General features: G+C 64.8%; 16 protein-coding genes. 5 read left to right on the forward strand and 11 right to left on the reverse strand.

What is annotated here, in order from left to right:
- Nucleotides 1-11: 11 nt before the first annotated feature.
- Both ACREXZ_RS04640 and ACREXZ_RS04645 read right to left on the reverse strand, forming a co-directional pair.
- On the reverse strand, nt 12-638 hold the full coding sequence (locus tag ACREXZ_RS04640) for a TetR/AcrR family transcriptional regulator (protein WP_431762855.1): 627 nt from the start codon (nt 636-638) through the stop codon (nt 12-14).
- A gap of 150 nt (nt 639-788) precedes the next feature.
- Nucleotides 789-1214, reverse strand: coding sequence for an OsmC family protein (locus ACREXZ_RS04645; RefSeq protein WP_431762856.1), 426 nt, complete (start codon nt 1212-1214; stop codon nt 789-791).
- Nucleotides 1215-1543: 329 nt separating this feature from the next.
- Between ACREXZ_RS04645 and ACREXZ_RS04650 the strand changes: the two genes are divergently transcribed.
- Entirely contained in the window at nt 1544-1849 is a 306-nt protein-coding gene (locus ACREXZ_RS04650) for a DUF4148 domain-containing protein (protein ID WP_431762857.1), read from the forward strand.
- Nucleotides 1850-1923: 74 nt separating this feature from the next.
- On the opposite strand, the gene ACREXZ_RS04655 is transcribed toward ACREXZ_RS04650, so the two are convergent.
- The 5 genes from ACREXZ_RS04655 to gltA all read right to left on the reverse strand — a co-directional run bounded on the left by ACREXZ_RS04655 (nt 1924) and on the right by gltA (nt 8678).
- A complete protein-coding gene (locus tag ACREXZ_RS04655) occupies nt 1924-2490 on the reverse strand; it encodes a carboxymuconolactone decarboxylase family protein (protein ID WP_431762858.1) in 567 nt (188 codons plus the stop codon).
- A gap of 18 nt (nt 2491-2508) precedes the next feature.
- On the reverse strand, nt 2509-3837 hold the full coding sequence (locus tag ACREXZ_RS04660; protein ID WP_431762859.1) for an aspartate aminotransferase family protein: 1329 nt from the start codon (nt 3835-3837) through the stop codon (nt 2509-2511).
- A gap of 138 nt (nt 3838-3975) precedes the next feature.
- Complete coding sequence (locus ACREXZ_RS04665) at nt 3976-4836, reverse strand: MurR/RpiR family transcriptional regulator (protein WP_431762860.1); 861 nt, start codon at nt 4834-4836, stop codon at nt 3976-3978.
- A 66-nt stretch (nt 4837-4902) separates the two neighbouring features.
- The gene (locus tag ACREXZ_RS04670) at nt 4903-7188 is read right to left on the reverse strand and encodes an amylo-alpha-1,6-glucosidase (protein WP_431762861.1); all 2286 of its coding nucleotides are present in this window, start codon (nt 7186-7188) and stop codon (nt 4903-4905) included.
- A 188-nt stretch (nt 7189-7376) separates the two neighbouring features.
- Nucleotides 7377-8678 (reverse strand): citrate synthase, encoded by a 1302-nt coding sequence (gene gltA / locus ACREXZ_RS04675; RefSeq protein WP_431762862.1) that lies wholly within the window; start codon nt 8676-8678, stop codon nt 7377-7379.
- Between the two features lie 368 nt (nt 8679-9046).
- Here gltA and ACREXZ_RS04680 point away from each other — a divergent pair, with 368 nt between their 5' ends.
- Nucleotides 9047-9457, forward strand: a complete 411-nt coding sequence (locus ACREXZ_RS04680; RefSeq protein WP_431762863.1) for a hypothetical protein — start codon at nt 9047-9049, stop codon at nt 9455-9457.
- 83 nt (nt 9458-9540) lie between these two features.
- Here the strand turns inward: ACREXZ_RS04680 and ACREXZ_RS04685 are convergent, their stop codons facing one another.
- The 3 genes from ACREXZ_RS04685 to ACREXZ_RS04695 form a co-directional block, all read right to left on the reverse strand.
- A complete protein-coding gene (locus ACREXZ_RS04685) occupies nt 9541-10338 on the reverse strand; it encodes an alpha/beta hydrolase (protein WP_431762864.1) in 798 nt (265 codons plus the stop codon).
- 163 nt (nt 10339-10501) lie between these two features.
- Complete coding sequence (locus ACREXZ_RS04690; RefSeq protein WP_431762865.1) at nt 10502-11548, reverse strand: rod shape-determining protein; 1047 nt, start codon at nt 11546-11548, stop codon at nt 10502-10504.
- 275 nt (nt 11549-11823) lie between these two features.
- Entirely contained in the window at nt 11824-12477 is a 654-nt protein-coding gene (locus ACREXZ_RS04695) for an alpha/beta hydrolase (protein ID WP_431762866.1), read from the reverse strand.
- Nucleotides 12478-12711: 234 nt separating this feature from the next.
- Between ACREXZ_RS04695 and ACREXZ_RS04700 the strand changes: the two genes are divergently transcribed.
- The gene (locus ACREXZ_RS04700; protein WP_431762867.1) at nt 12712-14274 is read left to right on the forward strand and encodes a DHA2 family efflux MFS transporter permease subunit; all 1563 of its coding nucleotides are present in this window, start codon (nt 12712-12714) and stop codon (nt 14272-14274) included.
- Nucleotides 14275-14298: 24 nt separating this feature from the next.
- On the opposite strand, the gene ACREXZ_RS04705 is transcribed toward ACREXZ_RS04700, so the two are convergent.
- Nucleotides 14299-15072: an AraC family transcriptional regulator gene (locus ACREXZ_RS04705; protein ID WP_431762868.1), complete on the reverse strand. Its 774-nt coding sequence runs from the start codon at nt 15070-15072 to the stop codon at nt 14299-14301.
- 207 nt (nt 15073-15279) lie between these two features.
- Here ACREXZ_RS04705 and ACREXZ_RS04710 point away from each other — a divergent pair, with 207 nt between their 5' ends.
- Together ACREXZ_RS04710 and ACREXZ_RS04715 are read left to right on the forward strand one after the other, a co-directional pair.
- Nucleotides 15280-16194 (forward strand): glutaminase, encoded by a 915-nt coding sequence (locus tag ACREXZ_RS04710; RefSeq protein WP_431762869.1) that lies wholly within the window; start codon nt 15280-15282, stop codon nt 16192-16194.
- Between the two features lie 261 nt (nt 16195-16455).
- The gene (locus tag ACREXZ_RS04715) at nt 16456-17244 is read left to right on the forward strand and encodes a PadR family transcriptional regulator (protein ID WP_431762870.1); all 789 of its coding nucleotides are present in this window, start codon (nt 16456-16458) and stop codon (nt 17242-17244) included.
- The last annotated feature ends 44 nt before the right edge of the window (nt 17245-17288 follow it).

A 17288-nucleotide genomic window follows, 5' to 3' on the forward strand; every position in this document is an offset into this window, starting at 1 on the left:
ACGAAAAAAAATCACACGAGCGCGCGCATCGCGATGTCGACGATCGCTTCGAGTTCGCGCTCGTCGTGCTTGATCTTGCCGAGCACGCGCAAGCCCTGGGTGACGCACAGCAGGAAGTCGGCGACCGTTTTCTCGTCAAGCCGCGTATCGAATACGCCGGACGTCTGGCCGCGAATCACCGCGGCAGCGAGCAGCGTGGCGATGCGCCGCTGGATCGCCGCGATGCGCTCGAGCACCTCGGCATCGTCGAGCGACATTTCCAGCGTCGCATTGGTGATGAAGCAGCTGCGCTGGCCCGACAGCGACGACGCGACCCGCGTATGGTGCAGCAGCGCGTTGCGCAGCGCCTCTTCGGCCGGCACGTTCGCACTCAACCGCTCGACGAGCCGCGCGATCGCGCCGTCCGAGTAATGGTCGAGCGCCGCAATCATGATGCCGCGCTTGTCGCCGAACACGCCGTACAGGCTGCCGCGCAGCACACCGGTCGCCTTGCACAGGTCGTCGATCGACGTGGCGTGGTAGCCGTAGCTCCAGAACACGCGACCCGCTTCCGTGAGCACCGCCTCGGTGTCGAATTCGCGCGGCCGCCCGCGGCAACAGGCTTCGGACGGCTTTTTCGCCAGGGTAGCTTGAGTCATGGGTTGCAGTTTATGACTCATCGTTCAAGAATTCAAGGTCAACCCTGATGGCGGCAGGTGTTAAGGGGTGTTAAGGCCAGCGTAGACACAAACAACGCGCCGCGGCCTGTGGAACCGCGGCGCGTTGCACTTCAATTGCGCGAGCCGCGCTTACGTTTCGAGCTTCGCATCCATCGTGATCGTCGCGTTCAGCACCTTCGACACGGGGCAGCCCGCCTTCGCGTCGGTGGTTGCCTTATCGAACGCGGCCTTGTCGCCGCCGGGAATCTTCACCGCGACGTCGAGGTGCACTGCGGTAATTGCAAATCCACCGTCGGCCTTGTCGAGCGTGACGGTCGCGGTCGTGCCGATGCGTTCCGGCTTGATCCCGGCCTTACCCAATTCCGCTGACAACGCCATCGAAAAGCAGCCCGCATGCGCCGCGGCGATCAACTCTTCGGGGTTCGTGCCGATGCCGTTTTCGAAACGCGTCGCGAACGAATACTGCGTGTCCTTGAGCACGCCGCTGTCGGTGGAAATCGCTCCTTTACCGTCCTGCAGGCCGCCTTGCCAGACCGCCGATGCCTTGCGCTTCATCGCACTCTCCAATGGGTAGCTGTTTCGCATGGCTGCGCATGAATCCCGATGCCCGTCGCCACGGCCACACCCATTCCGCGGACCGGCATCGATCGCGCACCGCCGCGCATCTCAGCGTGGGCGTGGATCGAACTTCATCATAGGCGCTTAACCGTACGGCAACGTGACGGTGCGACCGCACCGACATACCGGCAATTACTTCAATTCGCGCAAGAATCTATATCCGGATTGCCACTTTTTACAGCATGTCCTCCGAAATACACTCGCCCCAACAGATCGGCAACGTTGTTCAAACCGGTCTGATCACAAATCGATCATCGGAGGTCATCATGAAGTCACTCGTTTCCGCAGTCATCGTCGCCGCGCTCGCTGTCCCGGCAGTCTCGTTCGCGCAGCAATCGAATGCGCCGGTCACGCGCGCCCAGGTTCGCGCCGAACTCGTCGCGGCGCAAAAGGCGGGCCTGCTGAGCCAGGCCGATCCGGTCTATCCGAAGAACGCCGTCGATCAACGCGCGGTCGTCGAAGTCGCACAACAGACGCAACCGGAAGTCGGCGGCGCGATGGGCGGCAGATCGGAATCGGGTGCGCGTATCGCCCCCGACAACGGCATCTTCTCGACGTACCGCGGTCAGTAAGCCGTTCACGCGCACGTATGCAAAACGCCCCGGCCGATTGAATCGGCCGGGGCGTTTTACGTGACGGGCGTTAGTTACAGCGCCGGCGGTTCGTCGAACGGCAGCGACGTCTGGTCATTCGCGCGCATGTTGAATACGTTCAGCGTCATCGCAACCAGCGCGTAATACCCAAGCAAGCCGACGAGATTGACGGTCGCTTCGTGGCCGAAACGCTCGACGGTCCGCGTATACGTCGAATCGGACACGCGTTTCGCGTCGTACAGTTCGGTCGCGAACGTGTAGATCAATGCGTCGTCGGCATCGGCGAACGCGGGAAGCTTGCCCGCGAGGATCGCCTGCGCATCCTCTTCGCGCACGCCGGCCTGCAACGCGATCGGGTAATGGATAGTCCACTCGGCCTGTGCCTGCCAGCGCGCGGCCGTCACGAGAATCGCCAGTTCCGACAGCCGCAACGGCAAGCCGGTGCGATACCGGCAGAATGCACCGAGACGCTGCGCGTGCTGAGCGAGTTCGGGGCTGTGAATCCAGCCGAGAAACGGACCGTTCAGATTGCCGCGCGGTCCCGACAGGATTTCGTCGAGCACGGCTCTCTGTTCGGGTGTCGCATGGGCCGCGTCGAAGTGCGGCAGGCGGTCGGTCATCGTGGGCTCCGAAGATGATCAGGACAATGCGAGCGCGGCATCGGTCGCGTCCACGAACCGCTCGACGATCGCATCGATATCACGCGCAGTGCAGATAAACGGCGGCGCGAGCAGTACATGATCGCCGATCCGGCCGTCCACCGTACCGCCCATCGGATACACCATCAACCCGCGGTCGAACGCTTCGCGGCGAATCGTCGCGTGCAGTTTCAGCGCGGGGTCGAACGGTGTTTTCGTCACGCGGTCGCGCACGAACTCCACGCCGACGAACAGCCCTCGTCCACGCACGTCGCCGACATGCGGGTGCTGCGCATAGTGCTCGCGCAAGCGCGCGCGCAGTTGTTCGCCGCGCTCACGCACGTTCGCGAGCAGGTTGTCTTCGTCGATCACGCGCTGCACTTCGAGCGCCGCCGCGCATGCGGTCGCGTGGCCGATATACGTATGGCCATGCTGAAAGAACCCGCTACCGCCGACGATCGCATCGTAGATCTTGCCGGACACAAGCGTTGCGCCGATCGGCTGATAGCCCGCGCCGAGCCCCTTCGCGATAGTCAGCAGATCGGGGGCGACACCGTCTTCTTCGCATGCGTATAGATAGCCGGTGCGGCCCATGCCCGACATGATCTCGTCGAGGATCAGCAGCACGCCGTAGCGGTCGCACACTGCGCGGATCTTGCGGAAATAGTCGCGCACCGGCGGCACCGCGCCGGCTGTCGCGCCGACCACCGTCTCCGCGACGAAGGCCGCAACGGTGTCGGGGCCAAGCGACAGGATTTTCTGTTCGAGTTCGTCGGCGAGGCGCTGTGCGTAGGCTTCGTCGGTTTCGTCGGCGCCGCGCTCGCGATACGCGTAACACGGACTCACGTGATGCGCGTCGATCAGCAGCGGCAGGAACGGCTCGCGCCGCCAAGCATTACCGCCGATCGCGAGCGCGCCGAGCGTATTGCCGTGATAGCTCTGCCGGCGTGCGATGAAATGGCGCCGCTGCGGCTCGCCCGTCTCGACGAAGTACTGCCGTGCAAGCTTGAGCGCTGCCTCGATCGCCTCCGATCCACCCGACACGAAATACACGTGCTCGAGCCCTTGCGGCGCGGTCGATATCAACCGCTCCGCGAGCGCTTCGGCCGGCGCAGTCGTGAAAAACGATGTGTGCGCGTACGGCAGCTGCTCCGCCTGCCGGCGCAACGCATCGATCACGCGCGCATTGCTGTGCCCGAGGCACGACACGGCGGCACCGCCGCATGCGTCGATATAGCGCTTGCCGTCGGCATCGACGATCTCGATGCCGTCGCCGGCAACCGCGACCGGGAGTGGCTTCTTCGGCATTCTGTGAAATACGGCGGACATGGTGTTCCTGTGAGAGATCCGGTGTTGCGTGAGCGCGTTGCACGCCCAGTCATCACACGATGCTTGATTTATACATCACAGCAACATTTGTTGTCAAAGCGGATATAGATGAGCCGACCGGTTGCTTGCATCAGGTTGTCAGGGAACGTACGCCGCTTTCGCGTGCAGCGCGGCTTCGGTCTTCTCCAGCTGCTGGACCGCACCCGCACCCTCGAGCGCAAGCAGATGCGCAACGAGCGATTCGGCGAGCGCATTGGCGGCCACCAGCGATGGAAAAAACGAGGGGCTTTCGTGCGAAAAGATCAGCACCTTGTCCGCGTTCAGCGCGATCGGCGAGACTGCGCTGTCGGTGATCGCAACGAGCCGGCTGCCCTTCTCGAGCGCCGCCTGCGCGACGCGCACCGCCTCGACCGAATACGGCGCGAAGCTGATCACAACCGTCGCACTGCCGCGCTCGATGTTGCGCAGCTGCATGTCGAGCGTACCGGCCTCGCCGGTGAGCAGTGACACCGACGGGCGGAACAGCCGGTACCCGTACACAAAGCCGAATGCGACCGGGTAGCACGAGCGAAAACCCGCCACGTGCACGTGCGGGACGCGTTTCAGCAGACGTGCCGCCTCGACGGTCGAGCGAACATTGTGCGCGGCGGTCAGTTCGAGATTGTGCCGGTGTGCGGCGAGCATGTCGCTCGCGAGTGAGTCTTTCGCATTCGTCTTCACCAGCGAGCGAGCGCGGCTCGCGAGCGGTTCGGGCCGCGTGCGCACCCGCGCGACGAATAGTTCGCGCAACTCGTTCCAGCCCGGAAAACCCAGCTGCTGCGACAGCCGCACGAGCGACGCGGGTTGCACCTGTGAGCGTTCGGCGACCTTACGCATCGACGACACCGCAACCTCATCCGGATGATCGAGCAGGAACGCCGCGCCCATCTGGAACTGCGGACTCAGTTCGGCAAAACGCGCGCGTATCAGTGCGGCAAGCTGGTCGAAGCTATCGGGCATGCGGTGTTCCAGCGAAGGGGGCGACAACAAATGCTATCACCCATGGACCTGTGCGCATCACTGCGCTCACAGCAGCGCAACGACGCGCACGTCACCCTGTTCCGCAGCCGACGCAACAACCTTGCCGTCGACCCGCCGGAACGTGATCGTCACCGCCGAATCGCCGACGCGCAGATCGCCGACCTCGAGCCAGTCGATGCCTTCGGGCAGCATCGGCTGTTCGATGCGCACCTCGCGCGCTGCCGCGTCGATCGTCACGCCGAGACACGCTTCGAGCATCATGAACGGCGAGCCCGCCGCCCATGCCTGCGGCAGACACGCGACCGGATAGGCGGTCGGCGGCTCACCGCGCCGGCGCGGAAAACCGCAGAACAGCTCGGGCAAACGCATGTCGAAATTCACCGCGGCCTGGAACAGCGCCTGTAGCAACCGCACTGAAGCGGCCTTGCCGCCGTAACGCGCGGCACCGCGCGCGCAAAGCGCGTTGTCGTGCGGCCACACGGAACCGTTGTGATACGCCATCGGGTTGAAGCGCGGCTGACCGGCCGCGAGCGTGCGTACGCCCCACCCCGTATGGAACAGCGTCGACTCCAGCGCGCGCGCCACGGATTCGCCGCGCGACCGCTCGGGCAGACCGAACGCCAGCAGGTGCCCCGCATTCGATGCGAGCACGCGGCACAGTTCGCCGTGGCCGTCGAGCGCAATGCCGTAGAAGCCGGCCTCCTCCATCCAGTACTTTTCCTCGACGCATGCACGAATCGCCTTCGCGCGCTGCGTGTAATGCGCGGCGTCTTCGGTCAGCCCGCGGCGCTGCGAGAAATTCGCCATCGTGTCGAACGCGGCGCTCGCGTAGGCCTGCACCTCGACCAGTGCGATCGGTCCATCGGGAAAACGGCCGTCCGCATGGAACACGGAATCGTGGCTGTCTTTCCAGCCCTGGTTCGCGAGACCGCCATCCGATTCGCGCTGATAATCGAGCAACCCATAGCGGTTTTTATCGCACACACCGGTGACCCATTTCGCCGCGCGGTCGAGCGCGGGCCACAGTTCGTCGATCAGCGCATAGTCGCCGGTACGCGCCGCGTAGGCGCCCGCCAGCACGATGAAGAGCGGCGTGGTGTCGACACCGCCGTAGTACTGCGCGAACGGCACCTCGCCCGTGGCCGCCATCTCGCTCCTGCGCATCTCGTGGATGATCTTGCCGACCGCAGCATCGCGGAACGCCGAATTTTCGCGTGCCTGATGTTCGGCCTGGAAACGCAATACCCCGCGTGCGAGCGACGGCTGCAGCCATAGCGTCTGTAGCGACGTGATCACGGCGTCACGGCCGAACGGCGTCGAGAACCATGGAATGCCCGCGTACGGATAAGGGCCGGACGCGAGATCGGTGGTCAGAAGGCCGAGGTCCGCGAGCGAACGGTCGATCCATGCGTTGAACAGCGGATTGCTCGAGCGCACGCGCGCCGACGCGCGGCGTCGTTCGCGCATCACGAGGTGCGCATCGACGAGCCCCGCGCGGACCGCTGCGCGCCCCACGCGCGGACGTGCCGCGTCGATCTGCGACAGATGTGCGCCGCTCAGCATGTGCGGCGGCTGCACGACACCCGCGCTCGGCGAGTCGCTCGGCGCGTGCGGCAACGCTTCGACCCGCACCGACACCGATAGATAGATCGACAGACAGGCCTGTGCGGGCAAACTCACCGAATAGTCCGCACGGCCCGCGAGCAGATTGTCCGGCTTCGGTGAAAACGCGACCCGCACGCGCCGCGCGACGTGGTCGAGCCCGATGTAGTCGAGGTGCACCTCGCCGTTCTCGATCCGCGCAGGCTCGACGGAGCCCTGTTTGTCGCGCTTCAGGCCGCGCACTTCGAATATGTCCCGGAAGTCGCTCGCGAACGAAATAGACAGCGGCACGACCGCATCGCTCGTGCCGTAGTTCGTCAGTTCGATTGCCTCGTTGAGCACCGTGCCCGACAGCACACGCACGCGCTCGACGTGGATCACGCCCTCCGGCGTACTGTCACCGCCAAGCGGCGGCAACGGGCGGTTCGTCATGTGTGCGGTAAACGCCGCGTTGTCGCTGCTGACGGCGCCCGACAACAGCGACGGCGCGCGACCGCCGAACGTCAGGCGCAGTTGCGACAGCACGCGTGTGTCGTTCACGAACAGACCATCTTCGTGACCGGTGATGTCACCGAGTGCATCGTTGACGATGAATGCGTCGCCAGACTTGAGCACGGATTGCGCCGGGCTCGCGACGCTTTGGCTTTCCGGCGCGATGAACGCGTCGGGATCGTGCGCGGGCTCGCCGCCCGAGTGCGTCAGACTGCCGAGTGCTTCTGGATCCTGCATCAGCTTGCTCCTGTGCTGTTGGCCTTGTCCCGATTGTAGAAGGTTATGAAGGCGGCGCAGAGGATTCGTTCCCGGTTTTTGTTCCGGATATCGCGCGCAGACGCTGTGCGACGCCCAAACGAAACTGCCGCGCGATGCGCGGCAGCTGTGTCATGCAAAATTTTTAAACAGGCGTCAAGCGCCGCCGTCTAGCGTTGCGCGAGCGGCTTTGCTTCGCGCGGCGTTTCGCCAACGAACAGCTGACGCGGACGACCGATCTTCTGTTCCGGATCGGCGATCATTTCGTTCCACTGCGCGATCCAGCCCACCGTGCGCGCCATCGAGAAGATGCACGTGAACATCGACGTCGGGATACCCAGTGCGCGTTGCACGATGCCCGAGTAGAAATCGACGTTCGGGTACAGCTTGCGCGACACGAAGTATTCGTCTTCCAACGCAATCTTTTCGAGCTGCATGGCGAGCTTGAACAGCGGGTCGTCGTGCAGGCCCAGTTCTTCGAGCACTTCGTAACACGTCTCGCGCATCAGCTTCGCACGCGGGTCGTAGTTCTTGTACACGCGGTGGCCGAAGCCCATCAGCTTTACGCCCGAGTTCTTGTCCTTCACCTGCTCGATGAACTCGGGGATCTTGTCGACCGAACCGATTTCTTCCAGCATGTTCAGCGCTGCTTCGTTTGCACCGCCGTGCGCCGGGCCCCACAGGCACGCGATACCCGCTGCGATACATGCAAACGGATTCGCACCCGACGAACCCGCGAGACGCACCGTCGACGTCGACGCGTTCTGCTCGTGGTCCGCGTGCAGGATCAGGATACGGTCGAGCGCGCGCACCAGTACGTCGTTGACCTTGTAGTCTTCGGCGGGCGTGGAGAACATCATCTGCATGAAGTTCGCGCTGTACGACAGATCATTGCGCGGGTACACGAACGGCTGGCCGATGCTGTACTTGTACGCCATCGCGACCAGTGTCGGCAGCTTCGCAATCATCCGGATCGCCGATACGTCGCGATGCTGCGGGTTACTGATGTCGAGCGAGTCGTGATAGAACGCCGACAGCGCGCCGACCGCGGCGACGAGAATCGCCATCGGGTGCGCATCGCGACGGAAGCCGCGGAAAAAGATGTGCATCTGCTCGTGCACCATCGTGTGCTTCGTGACGGTCTCGACGAATTCGGCGTTCTGCTGTGCGTTCGGCAGTTCGCCCTTCAGCAGCAGGTAGCAGGTTTCAAGGAAGTCGGCGTTCTGCGCGAGGTTATCGATCGGATAACCGCGGTACAGCAGTTCGCCCTTGTCGCCGTCGATGTACGTGATGGCTGAGTTGCACGACGCCGTCGACATGAAACCCGGGTCGTACGTGAACTTGCCGGTCTGGCCGTAGAGCTTGCGGATGTCGATCACGTCGGGGCCGAGTGTGCCCTTGTAAATCGGCAGATCGATGGTGGCGTCGCTGTCGGAAAATTTTAGCGTAGCGTGTGTCGTCGAATCGTTCATCTGCGTTCCTTGTTAGATCGCACCGTTCGCTGCATCGACAGCCACATCGACGGCCATGGTGCGTAGTTGCCGGGGCAGCCCGGCGCTGGCAATGCATTCTACGGCGCGAGCGGCACATCATTGAGTCGATCGCGCACAACAATCCATCTCGTGCGGTGCAACACTCGTTGCGGCCCGTCGGCGAAATGAAATCTCCGTGCAACTGCACGACGGGTGCAACAGTGTTTTGCCCCGCGCGCGCTGCGCATGCACACGCCGTCTGACATACTGGTTACGTGTTTTGCTTCCCCTCGCAAGCACATTGTCGTTTTTGGCCCGCCGTTCAGCGGCGGGCTTTTTTATCCAGTCGAAACACCAGGATGGACCCGATGAATCTCACCGTCGAAACATTGTTCCCGGCAAACGAGCAGGACGACGAAAACGTCGTCACCGCGCTTAGTCATCAGGACATCGTCGTCGCACTGTCGGCCGCGCTCGCGCCGCAGAAGGTTGCCGTGCTGCACATGCTGTATCCACGCACCGATGCGCGCACGCATGCCAGCCTCGATTCGCTGGTCGCGGTGCTGCATGGACACGGACTGCATCACGTCGCCCGTCTCGTCTCGCAGGAAGCGCACTACCTGCTGTTCAAGGACCCGGCGAAAGCGTGGAGAGCCTTCCAGGAAATCCGCAACGACTCGCTCGCGATCGGCGTGCACCTGTACTACAACGGGCTCGTCGGCGAAGCGGCGGAACTGGCGCTCGACATCGACGCGCATCCGAAAGCGCGCGCCGCTTAAGCGGACTCACATCGTATGCTCACGCGGCTGCCGTCATTGTGCCTGCGTTGCAAAAATAACGCGTGACAGCGCGCAGCCGCAGTTCAGCTGCCTTGCACGTCGCGAATGAATTCGTCGATGTAGCGGTTGAACGCAGCCGGATGCGCGAGATTCATTCCGTGCGACGCGCCGCGAACGGTCGCCCGCCGCGCGTCCTGGCACCACTGCGCGAGTGCCGTGGCCGTGCGACGAAACATCTCAGGGCTTTTCTCTCCGTCGATCAGCAGTAGCGGACAACGCACCTGAGCGGCCTCGTCCGGCGTGTAGGCCGGCAACGGATCGCGGAACTGCCGCACGAGCGTGCGGGCATTGTCGGTTGCCATCAGACGAAACGCGGGCGTGCTCTTCGCCCAGAATCCAGGCCGGCTCACCGAATCGACGAACAGCTGCAAGCCCGCCTGCACCGAACTGTCTTCCCCCGTTTCAATCAGCTGCGCGGCACGCGCACGCAATGCGTTGGCCGTTTCCGGCAGCTTCGCAAGCGGACGCCCGACGATCTGCAGCGGGCCGCCCGGATCGGCGAGTGTCAGTGTGCGCACGTGCTCCGGATGGCGGCGCGCGAAATGAAACGCGACGCACCCGCCGCGCGAATGCCCAACGACATGCGCAGGCCCCGCACCGAAGCGCTCGATGAATTCGGCGAGTTCGTCCGCGTGATCGCTCCAGCTGAACGGGACGTCATCGGGTGTGTCGGTGGCGGGCCAGTAATGCGTGAGGCTCACCGCGACGCTGCGGTAGCGCGTCGACAGCCCCGCAAGTTGCGGCTGCCAGTAGCGGTAATCGCACAGCGAGCCGTGCACGAACAGCAGCAGTTCGCCTTCGCCCGCTTCGACGTATGGCATCTGCAAACCGTTGCGCAATGAAATTAACGAAGGCGGGGACGCGGGAACGGATTGATTCACGGACAGAGGTGGCTGGCGCCGACGGCGTAAAGGGCTAATTGTCCCACAGCACTGCAATCGCCCTGGCACCGGGTCGTCGCGGAGGCCGCTGCACCCGCAATGATCAGTCGAATGCGTACGAATCGACCATCCCGTGCGCCGCACCCGCACCCCGCACCGCGCAGGTCAGCGGCTCGTCGGCGACCCGCACCGTCACGCCCAGTTGCTCCGACAGGCAACGGTCCAGCTGGCCGAGCAGCGCGCCGCCGCCGGTGAGCACGATGCCGCTGTTCGCGATGTCCGTCACCAGTTCCGCTGGCGCGCATTCGAGCGCGGCTTTCACCGCGCCGATCACCTGCCGCAGCGGTGCAACGATCGCATCGGCGACGTCGTGATTGCTGAGCACGACCGTGCGCGGCAGGCCGTCGTCGACGCTGCGCCCGGTCGCGTTCATCCGTTCGATCGGCACGTCGCGCAGCGCGGAGCCGATGGTTTTCTTCACGTGTTCTGCCGTCTGCTCGCCGAGCAGCACGCCGTACAGGCCGCGGACGTAATTGACGATCGCCTGGTCGAACTGGTCGCCGCCGACGCGGACCGATCCGCTGTACACGGTGCCGCCGAGCGCGATCACGCCGACTTCGGTCGTACCGCCGCCGATATCAACGACCATCGAGCCCGTCGCCGATCTGACCGGCAGCCCCGCGCCGAGTGCCGATGCGAGCGACTCGCCGATCAGGCTGACTTTCCACGCGCCCGCCGACACCGCCGCTTCCTTGATCGCCCGACGCTCGACCTGGGTCGCGCCAGCCGGTACGCAGATCGTGAACGCCGCGCGACGGCCGAACATGCCGCGCGTACCGGCCATCGCGACGAACTGGCGGATCATGTGCTCGGCGGCGGGAAAGTTCGCGATGACGCCGTGTCGCATCGGCCGCACGGCTTCGAGGTTGCCGGGCGCGCGGCCGAGCATCTGCTTCGCCTCGCTGCCCACCGCCGCGACGCGCTCGCGTCCGGCCGCGGCCTGCTTCTGGAAACACACGACCGACGGCTGGTTCAGCACGATGCCGCCGTCGTCGGTATAGATAAGCGTATTGGCGGTCCCGAGATCAACCGCCACGTTGTGACGGAACAGGCGGCTGAACAGCGGGGACTGCGACATCGATTGGGCCATGGTGTGGCTCTGCGTGTATGGGCCGCCCGCTGTCTGCGACGGCTCGAATAATCGGCCCCGGCTGCGCGTGTGGATGACTTGTCCGGCCTGGTCAGGGCGCGCGCGTCGGGTGCGTTTTTCGTGCTGACGAACTCCGTAAAACAGTCGATAAACCCCGATAAACTATTAACGGCATATCGCCGCGAAACCTTTAGCGCGAGATGTACCGCTGCGCGCCGTGCGGGATGCTGCCTGCGGAACGTGACGCTGTCGCGTCAGTCCGGGATCAGTCCGAATCAGTCTTTAACGCCCAACGCCTGTACGAGCGCGTCGCGGCCCAGCGCGGCGCCTTCCGCGGAAATCGTGTGGCCGATGTCGGGCAGCGCGTACGCATCGACCGCGTAGCCCGCGGCGGTCAGCGCGTCGGCGGCCTGCTCCAGCTCGCGAACCGGGATCATCTCGTCGGCGGTGCCGTGAATCAGCGTGACCGGCGTTCGGCTGTGCGCCGTGATCGCCGACGCGAGGCGCCCCGAATACGCGACGACTGCCGCGGCCCCATCCGGATTCGACGCGACGTGATGCAGCGCCATCATCGATCCCTGCGAAAAACCAACCAGCGCAAGCTGTGCGTAAGTTAGCCGCCAGTGCGCGAGCTCCGCGTCGAGCCGTGCAAGCAGCGCCGGGTACGCAACCGCGACACGCTGCGCGCGACGGGTCGCGTCGATGTCGCGCAGGCTGAACCACTGGCGTCCGTCGAAGCCGCCGTCGAACGGCTCGGTACCGTCCAGCGATACGAACGCGGTCGCCGGCAGCGTGCCGCGCCACATGTCCGCGAGCGGCGTCAGGTCGCGCGCGTTGCTGCCTACACCGTGCAACAACACGACGAGCGACGTCGCCGGTTCGCTGGCAGGCACAAGCCGCCACCCATATTCGAATTGCTCCCAGGCCATCCCGATTCCTGTCGATCGATCGTTCGCGGATCTTGCTGCATGCTTCGCGTAACGCGAATTTGCGGCGCACAGCCGCGAGCATACGCTGCCCTCAAGGGGAGAAACAATTGGCAACCATGCCAGGCCCGGGCGTCGCTCCGGCGACCTCGGGCCGTCGCGCCCGTATGCCCGCCTGACCGACGCCGGCGCGTGAATGCAGGTATCCTCTCCAAGCCTTTTGAACCGGAGTTTCGCTTGAGTCAGCCCACCGCCGCCCCCGCCTCGCCACCGCCGCTTCAGGGCGGGCAACTGGTCCTCGCGACCATCGCGGTCGCGCTCGCCACGTTCATGACTGTGCTCGACTCGTCGATTGCGAACGTCGCGATTCCAACCATCTCGGGCAATCTCGGCACGTCGGTCGACCAGGGCACGTGGGTCATCACCGTGTTCGCCGCGTCGAACGCCGTCTCGATTCCGCTCACGGGTTGGCTCACGCAGCGCATTGGGCAAATCAAGCTGTTCGTCGGCGCGATCCTCGCGTTCGTGATCGCGTCGTGGCTGTGCGGCATCGCGCCGACCCTGCCAATCCTGCTGGTCGCGCGCGTGCTGCAGGGCGCGGTGGCCGGCCCGCTGATTCCGCTGTCGCAGGCGATCCTGCTCAGTTCGTATCCGAAGGCCAAGTCGTCGACCGCACTCGCGTTGTGGGCAATGACCGCGACCGTCGGTCCGATCGCGGGGCCGTTGCTCGGCGGATGGATCACCGACAGCTACAGCTGGTCGTGGATTTTCTACGTCAACATTCCAGTAGGCATTTTTGCCGCGGCCGTCACATGGAGCATCTATCGCCACCGCGAAACGCCGACGAAACGCCTGCCGATCGACGTCGTCGGCCTCGGGTTGCTGGTCGCGTGGGTGGCGTCGCTGCAGATCATGCTCGACAAGGGCAAGGACCTCGACTGGTTCAATTCGCCGACGATCGTCGCGCTCGCCATCTCGGCAATCATCAGCTTCGCGTTCTTCCTCGTCTGGGAGCTGACCGCGGAGAACCCGGTCATCGATCTGCGGCTGTTCGGGCAGCGCAATTTTCTCGGCGGGACGATCGCGATTTCAGTCGCGTACGGGGTGTTCTTCGGCAACTTCGTGCTGCTGCCGCAATGGCTGCAGGAGTACCTGAATTACCGTTCTGTCGATGCCGGCATCGTCACCGCGCCGCTCGGCGTTTTCGCGGTGATTCTCGCGCCGATCATGGGCCGGGTGCTGCCGCGCTCCGATGCCCGGATCATCGCGACGTTCGCATTCATCGGCTTCGCGATCGTGTTCTATATGCGCTCGCTGTACCTGATCGAAATCGACACGTGGCATCTCGTGCTGCCCACGTTGCTGCAGGGCATCCCGATGGCGATGTTCTTCGTGCCGCTGACCGCGATCATCCTGTCGGGCCAGCCGCCGCATCGCATTCCGGCCGCAGCGGGGCTGTCGAATTTCGTGCGGGTGTTTTGCGGCGCGGTCGGCACGTCGCTGTTCGGCAATGCATGGAACAACCGCACGGTGCTGCATCATGTGCGGCTCACCGAACAGGCGAGCATCAACAACCCGCTCTTCAACCAGAACATCGAGTCGAGCCAGTCGCTGCTGCATCTGAGCACGCCGTCTGCGCACGCGCTGTTCGACTTCAACGTCAACACGCAGGCAGCGATGATGGGACTGGACGATATTTTCTACGCGTCGGCGATCATCTTCCTGCTGATCATTCCGCTGATCTGGATCACGCGACCCTCGAAGGGTGGTGGCGGCGCAGATGCAGCGGGCGCGCACTAAACGTTCGGCAGAAGCAGGACGCCGTCAGCGGGCGTCCTGCCGGAAATAGCGCGCCGGCGTTTCGCCGAGCAGATCCTTGAACACGGCGATGAACGACGACACGTCGTTGTAGCCCACTTCCAGCGCGACCTCGGTGACGCTCGCGCCCGCGTCGAGCCGCTCGAGCGCGACCAGCAGCCGCAACTGCTGGCGCCATTGCCCGAAGGTCTGCCTGGTTTCCTTGACGAACAGACGCGCGGCCGTGCGCGACGTGACGCCGGCGGCGAGCGCGTGTTCGTCGAGTACGGCGGGATCGGCCGGACGCGCGATGAGTACATCGGCGATCCGCTGGATCCGCAGGTCGCGCGGATACGGCAGCACGAGCGGCACGGCGGCGAGTTGCGGCAACCGGTCGAGCAGCACGCCCATCAGCCGCGCGTCAGGGCCGTCGACCACATAGTCCGCGCCGAAGCGCGCCGCCTCGCGCAGCAGTTCGCCGCCGAGCCGGTCGAGCGCGACGACGCCGTGTGTCGACGGCAACGCGGCGAATACCGGAAACGCTTCAGCGTTCACGTACAGCGTGTGCCGCGCAACCGGCCGCGCCGACGACACCCGGTGCAACAGCCCGGGCGCAATCCACAGCGCGTGCTGCGGCGGCACGACCCATAGTCCGTTTTCGGCGCGCACGGTCAGCACGCCTTCGCACGCGTGCAGCAGTTGCAGGCGTTGCGATGTGTGCCATGCGTCCTCCAGTGCCTCGGCCGGCTGCGCGACGACGAAGGCCGCGCAGTCGATGCTGTCCGGATCGATTCCTTCCATATAGCTGTCTGTTTTGCCCTGACGGCAGTCGAAACAAGCCAGACTAGCATGATGCACTCGTAGGTTGCACTGTGCAGCGCAGTAGCCAGCAGCGACGATCGCACGAGTCTCGGCGCGCAGCCCGCGCCCGGGCCATTACAATCCCGGCTGCGCGCGGCACCGGGCCGGCGGCGCACCGCTCGCTCCACTGTCGAACCGACCTGCTCCATGGACTATCCCGAGATTCTCGAAACAATCCAGCGCGACCTGCGCCCGTATCTGGGTACCGGGCGCGTCGCCGACTACATTCCAGAACTGGCGAAGGTGCCGCCCGACCGCTTCGGCATGGCGATCGTCACGGTCGCGGGCGACGTCTACCGGATCGGCCACGCCGACGAGCGCTTCTCGATCCAGAGCATCTCGAAGCTGTTCGCGTGCACGCTCGCATTCCAGCTGCTCGGCGACGCACTGTGGACACGCGTCGGCCGCGAGCCGTCGGGCACCGCGTTCAATTCGCTGGTGCAGCTCGAGGCCGAACAGGGCAAGCCGCGCAATCCGTTCATCAACGCGGGCGCGCTGGTCGTGACCGACGTGTTGTGCCGGCGCTTCGTGCGCGCCGAAACCGCGCTCGTCGAATTCCTGCGACGGCTCACCGGCGAGCGCAGCATCGACTACGACATGCGCGTCGCGCAGTCCGAGCTGGATCATGCGCACCGCAACAGCGCGATGGCGCATTTCATGGCGAGCTTCGGCAATCTCACGATGCCGCCGGAAACGGTCGTCGACGCGTACTCCCGGCAATGCGCGATCTCGATGAGTTGCGTCGAACTCGCACGCGCGGCGCTGTTCCTCGCCAACGGCGGCGTCGTGCCGGCCACCGGCGAACGGATTCTCGACGCCAGTTCGGCCAAGCGCCTGTCGGCGCTGATGCTGACGTGCGGCACCTACGACGCGGCAGGCGACTTCGTCTACCGGGTCGGACTGCCGGCGAAGAGCGGCGTGGGCGGCGGCATCGTCGCGGTGCTGCCCGGCGAGATGGCGGTCTGCACGTGGTCGCCGGGCCTCGACGCCCACGGCAATTCGCTCGCCGGCGTGCTCGCGCTGGAGTGGTTGACTACCTATACGGATCGCTCGATCTTCTGAAGTCCGGGCCGCGCGGCGCAACGTCGGCGCGGCTTCCTTGCAGCTTCCTCGCGGTTTCCTGGTTCCCGTCTCGCGGACCTGTCACCGGCACAGCGCCGGCACGCCTCCCCCTTCTTCCTTTCGTTTCGCCTGCCGCCCCGCCGCGTCGGGCGCGCGCCGCTGTGCCCCAAAAAAAGTCCGCTCGACAGCAAAAATTTCTTTGACAAACTATCTTTAGATATATATCTTACGATGCATCTTATGACACAAAGGAGGGGCACCATGTCCCGACATTTTCACCATGACCGCCGCCACATGCACGCACACGCACGCGGCCACGACGGTTTTTCGTTCCCCGACCGCTTTTCGCTTCACGCCCTCTGGCACGCCGCGATGGGGATGGGCGGCCATCGCCGCGACGGTGGCGGCCCCGGCCGCGGCGGCTTCTCCGGTGACCCGAGCGGCTTCGGCGGTCCGGGCTTTGGAGGCGGCCGCGGTGGTTTCGGCGGCGGGTACGGCGAAGGCGACGGTTTTCCGCGCGGCCGCAAGTTCACGTCCGACGATCTGCAACTGCTGCTGCTCGCGCTGCTCGAAAACCAACCCAGCCACGGATACGAACTGATCAAGGCGCTCGAAACGCGCTCGAACGGTTTCTACGCGCCGAGCCCCGGCATGGTCTACCCGGCACTGACGTATCTGGAAGAACTGGGATACGTCACGGTCGAACTCGAAGGCAACCGCAAGCGTTACGCTCTCGCGGAGCCGGGCCGCACGCATCTGGCGGCGAATCGCGAGCGCGTCGATCTGATGCTCGCGAAGCTCACGCACATCGCCCGCAAGATGGATTCGGTGCGGCGCGCGTTCGCCGGCGAAGAGCCGCTCGACCCCAACGAAGGCGGCTGGCTGCCGGAGTTGATCCGGGCCCGCCACGCGCTGAAGCATGCGCTGATGATGCGCACGAATGCATCGCTGGACGAACAACGCCGCATCGCCGCGATCCTGCAGCGTGCGACAGACGAAATCGAAGGCGGCGATCCCGCGCAGACAAAGGGAAGCAGCGACGGCAGCTAAGCGCTGGTCGCTCACTTCAAGTCGCCGATGAAACGCGGCCGCCG

The sequence above is a fragment of the Paraburkholderia sp. genome (assembly GCF_050742655.1).
GTDB lineage: Bacteria > Pseudomonadota > Gammaproteobacteria > Burkholderiales > Burkholderiaceae > Paraburkholderia.

Excerpts from the sequence above, each read along its gene's own strand:
- ACREXZ_RS04685 (WP_431762864.1), bottom strand. The coding sequence starts at position 10,338 with ATGCCATACGTCGAAGCGGGCGAAGGCGAACTGCTGCTGTTCGTGCAC.
- ACREXZ_RS04695 (WP_431762866.1), bottom strand. The coding sequence starts at position 12,477 with ATGGCCTGGGAGCAATTCGAATATGGGTGGCGGCTTGTGCCTGCCAGC.
- ACREXZ_RS04670 (WP_431762861.1), bottom strand. The coding sequence starts at position 7,188 with ATGCAGGATCCAGAAGCACTCGGCAGTCTGACGCACTCGGGCGGCGAG.
- gltA (WP_431762862.1), bottom strand. The coding sequence starts at position 8,678 with ATGAACGATTCGACGACACACGCTACGCTAAAATTTTCCGACAGCGAC.
- ACREXZ_RS04655 (WP_431762858.1), bottom strand. The coding sequence starts at position 2,490 with ATGACCGACCGCCTGCCGCACTTCGACGCGGCCCATGCGACACCCGAA.
- ACREXZ_RS04715 (WP_431762870.1), top strand. The coding sequence starts at position 16,456 with ATGTCCCGACATTTTCACCATGACCGCCGCCACATGCACGCACACGCA.
- ACREXZ_RS04680 (WP_431762863.1), top strand. The coding sequence starts at position 9,047 with ATGAATCTCACCGTCGAAACATTGTTCCCGGCAAACGAGCAGGACGAC.
- ACREXZ_RS04660 (WP_431762859.1), bottom strand. The coding sequence starts at position 3,837 with ATGTCCGCCGTATTTCACAGAATGCCGAAGAAGCCACTCCCGGTCGCG.
- ACREXZ_RS04690 (WP_431762865.1), bottom strand. The coding sequence starts at position 11,548 with ATGGCCCAATCGATGTCGCAGTCCCCGCTGTTCAGCCGCCTGTTCCGT.
- ACREXZ_RS04645 (WP_431762856.1), bottom strand. The coding sequence starts at position 1,214 with ATGAAGCGCAAGGCATCGGCGGTCTGGCAAGGCGGCCTGCAGGACGGT.
- ACREXZ_RS04705 (WP_431762868.1), bottom strand. The coding sequence starts at position 15,072 with ATGGAAGGAATCGATCCGGACAGCATCGACTGCGCGGCCTTCGTCGTC.
- ACREXZ_RS04710 (WP_431762869.1), top strand. The coding sequence starts at position 15,280 with ATGGACTATCCCGAGATTCTCGAAACAATCCAGCGCGACCTGCGCCCG.
- ACREXZ_RS04650 (WP_431762857.1), top strand. The coding sequence starts at position 1,544 with ATGAAGTCACTCGTTTCCGCAGTCATCGTCGCCGCGCTCGCTGTCCCG.
- ACREXZ_RS04665 (WP_431762860.1), bottom strand. The coding sequence starts at position 4,836 with ATGCCCGATAGCTTCGACCAGCTTGCCGCACTGATACGCGCGCGTTTT.
- ACREXZ_RS04640 (WP_431762855.1), bottom strand. The coding sequence starts at position 638 with ATGACTCAAGCTACCCTGGCGAAAAAGCCGTCCGAAGCCTGTTGCCGC.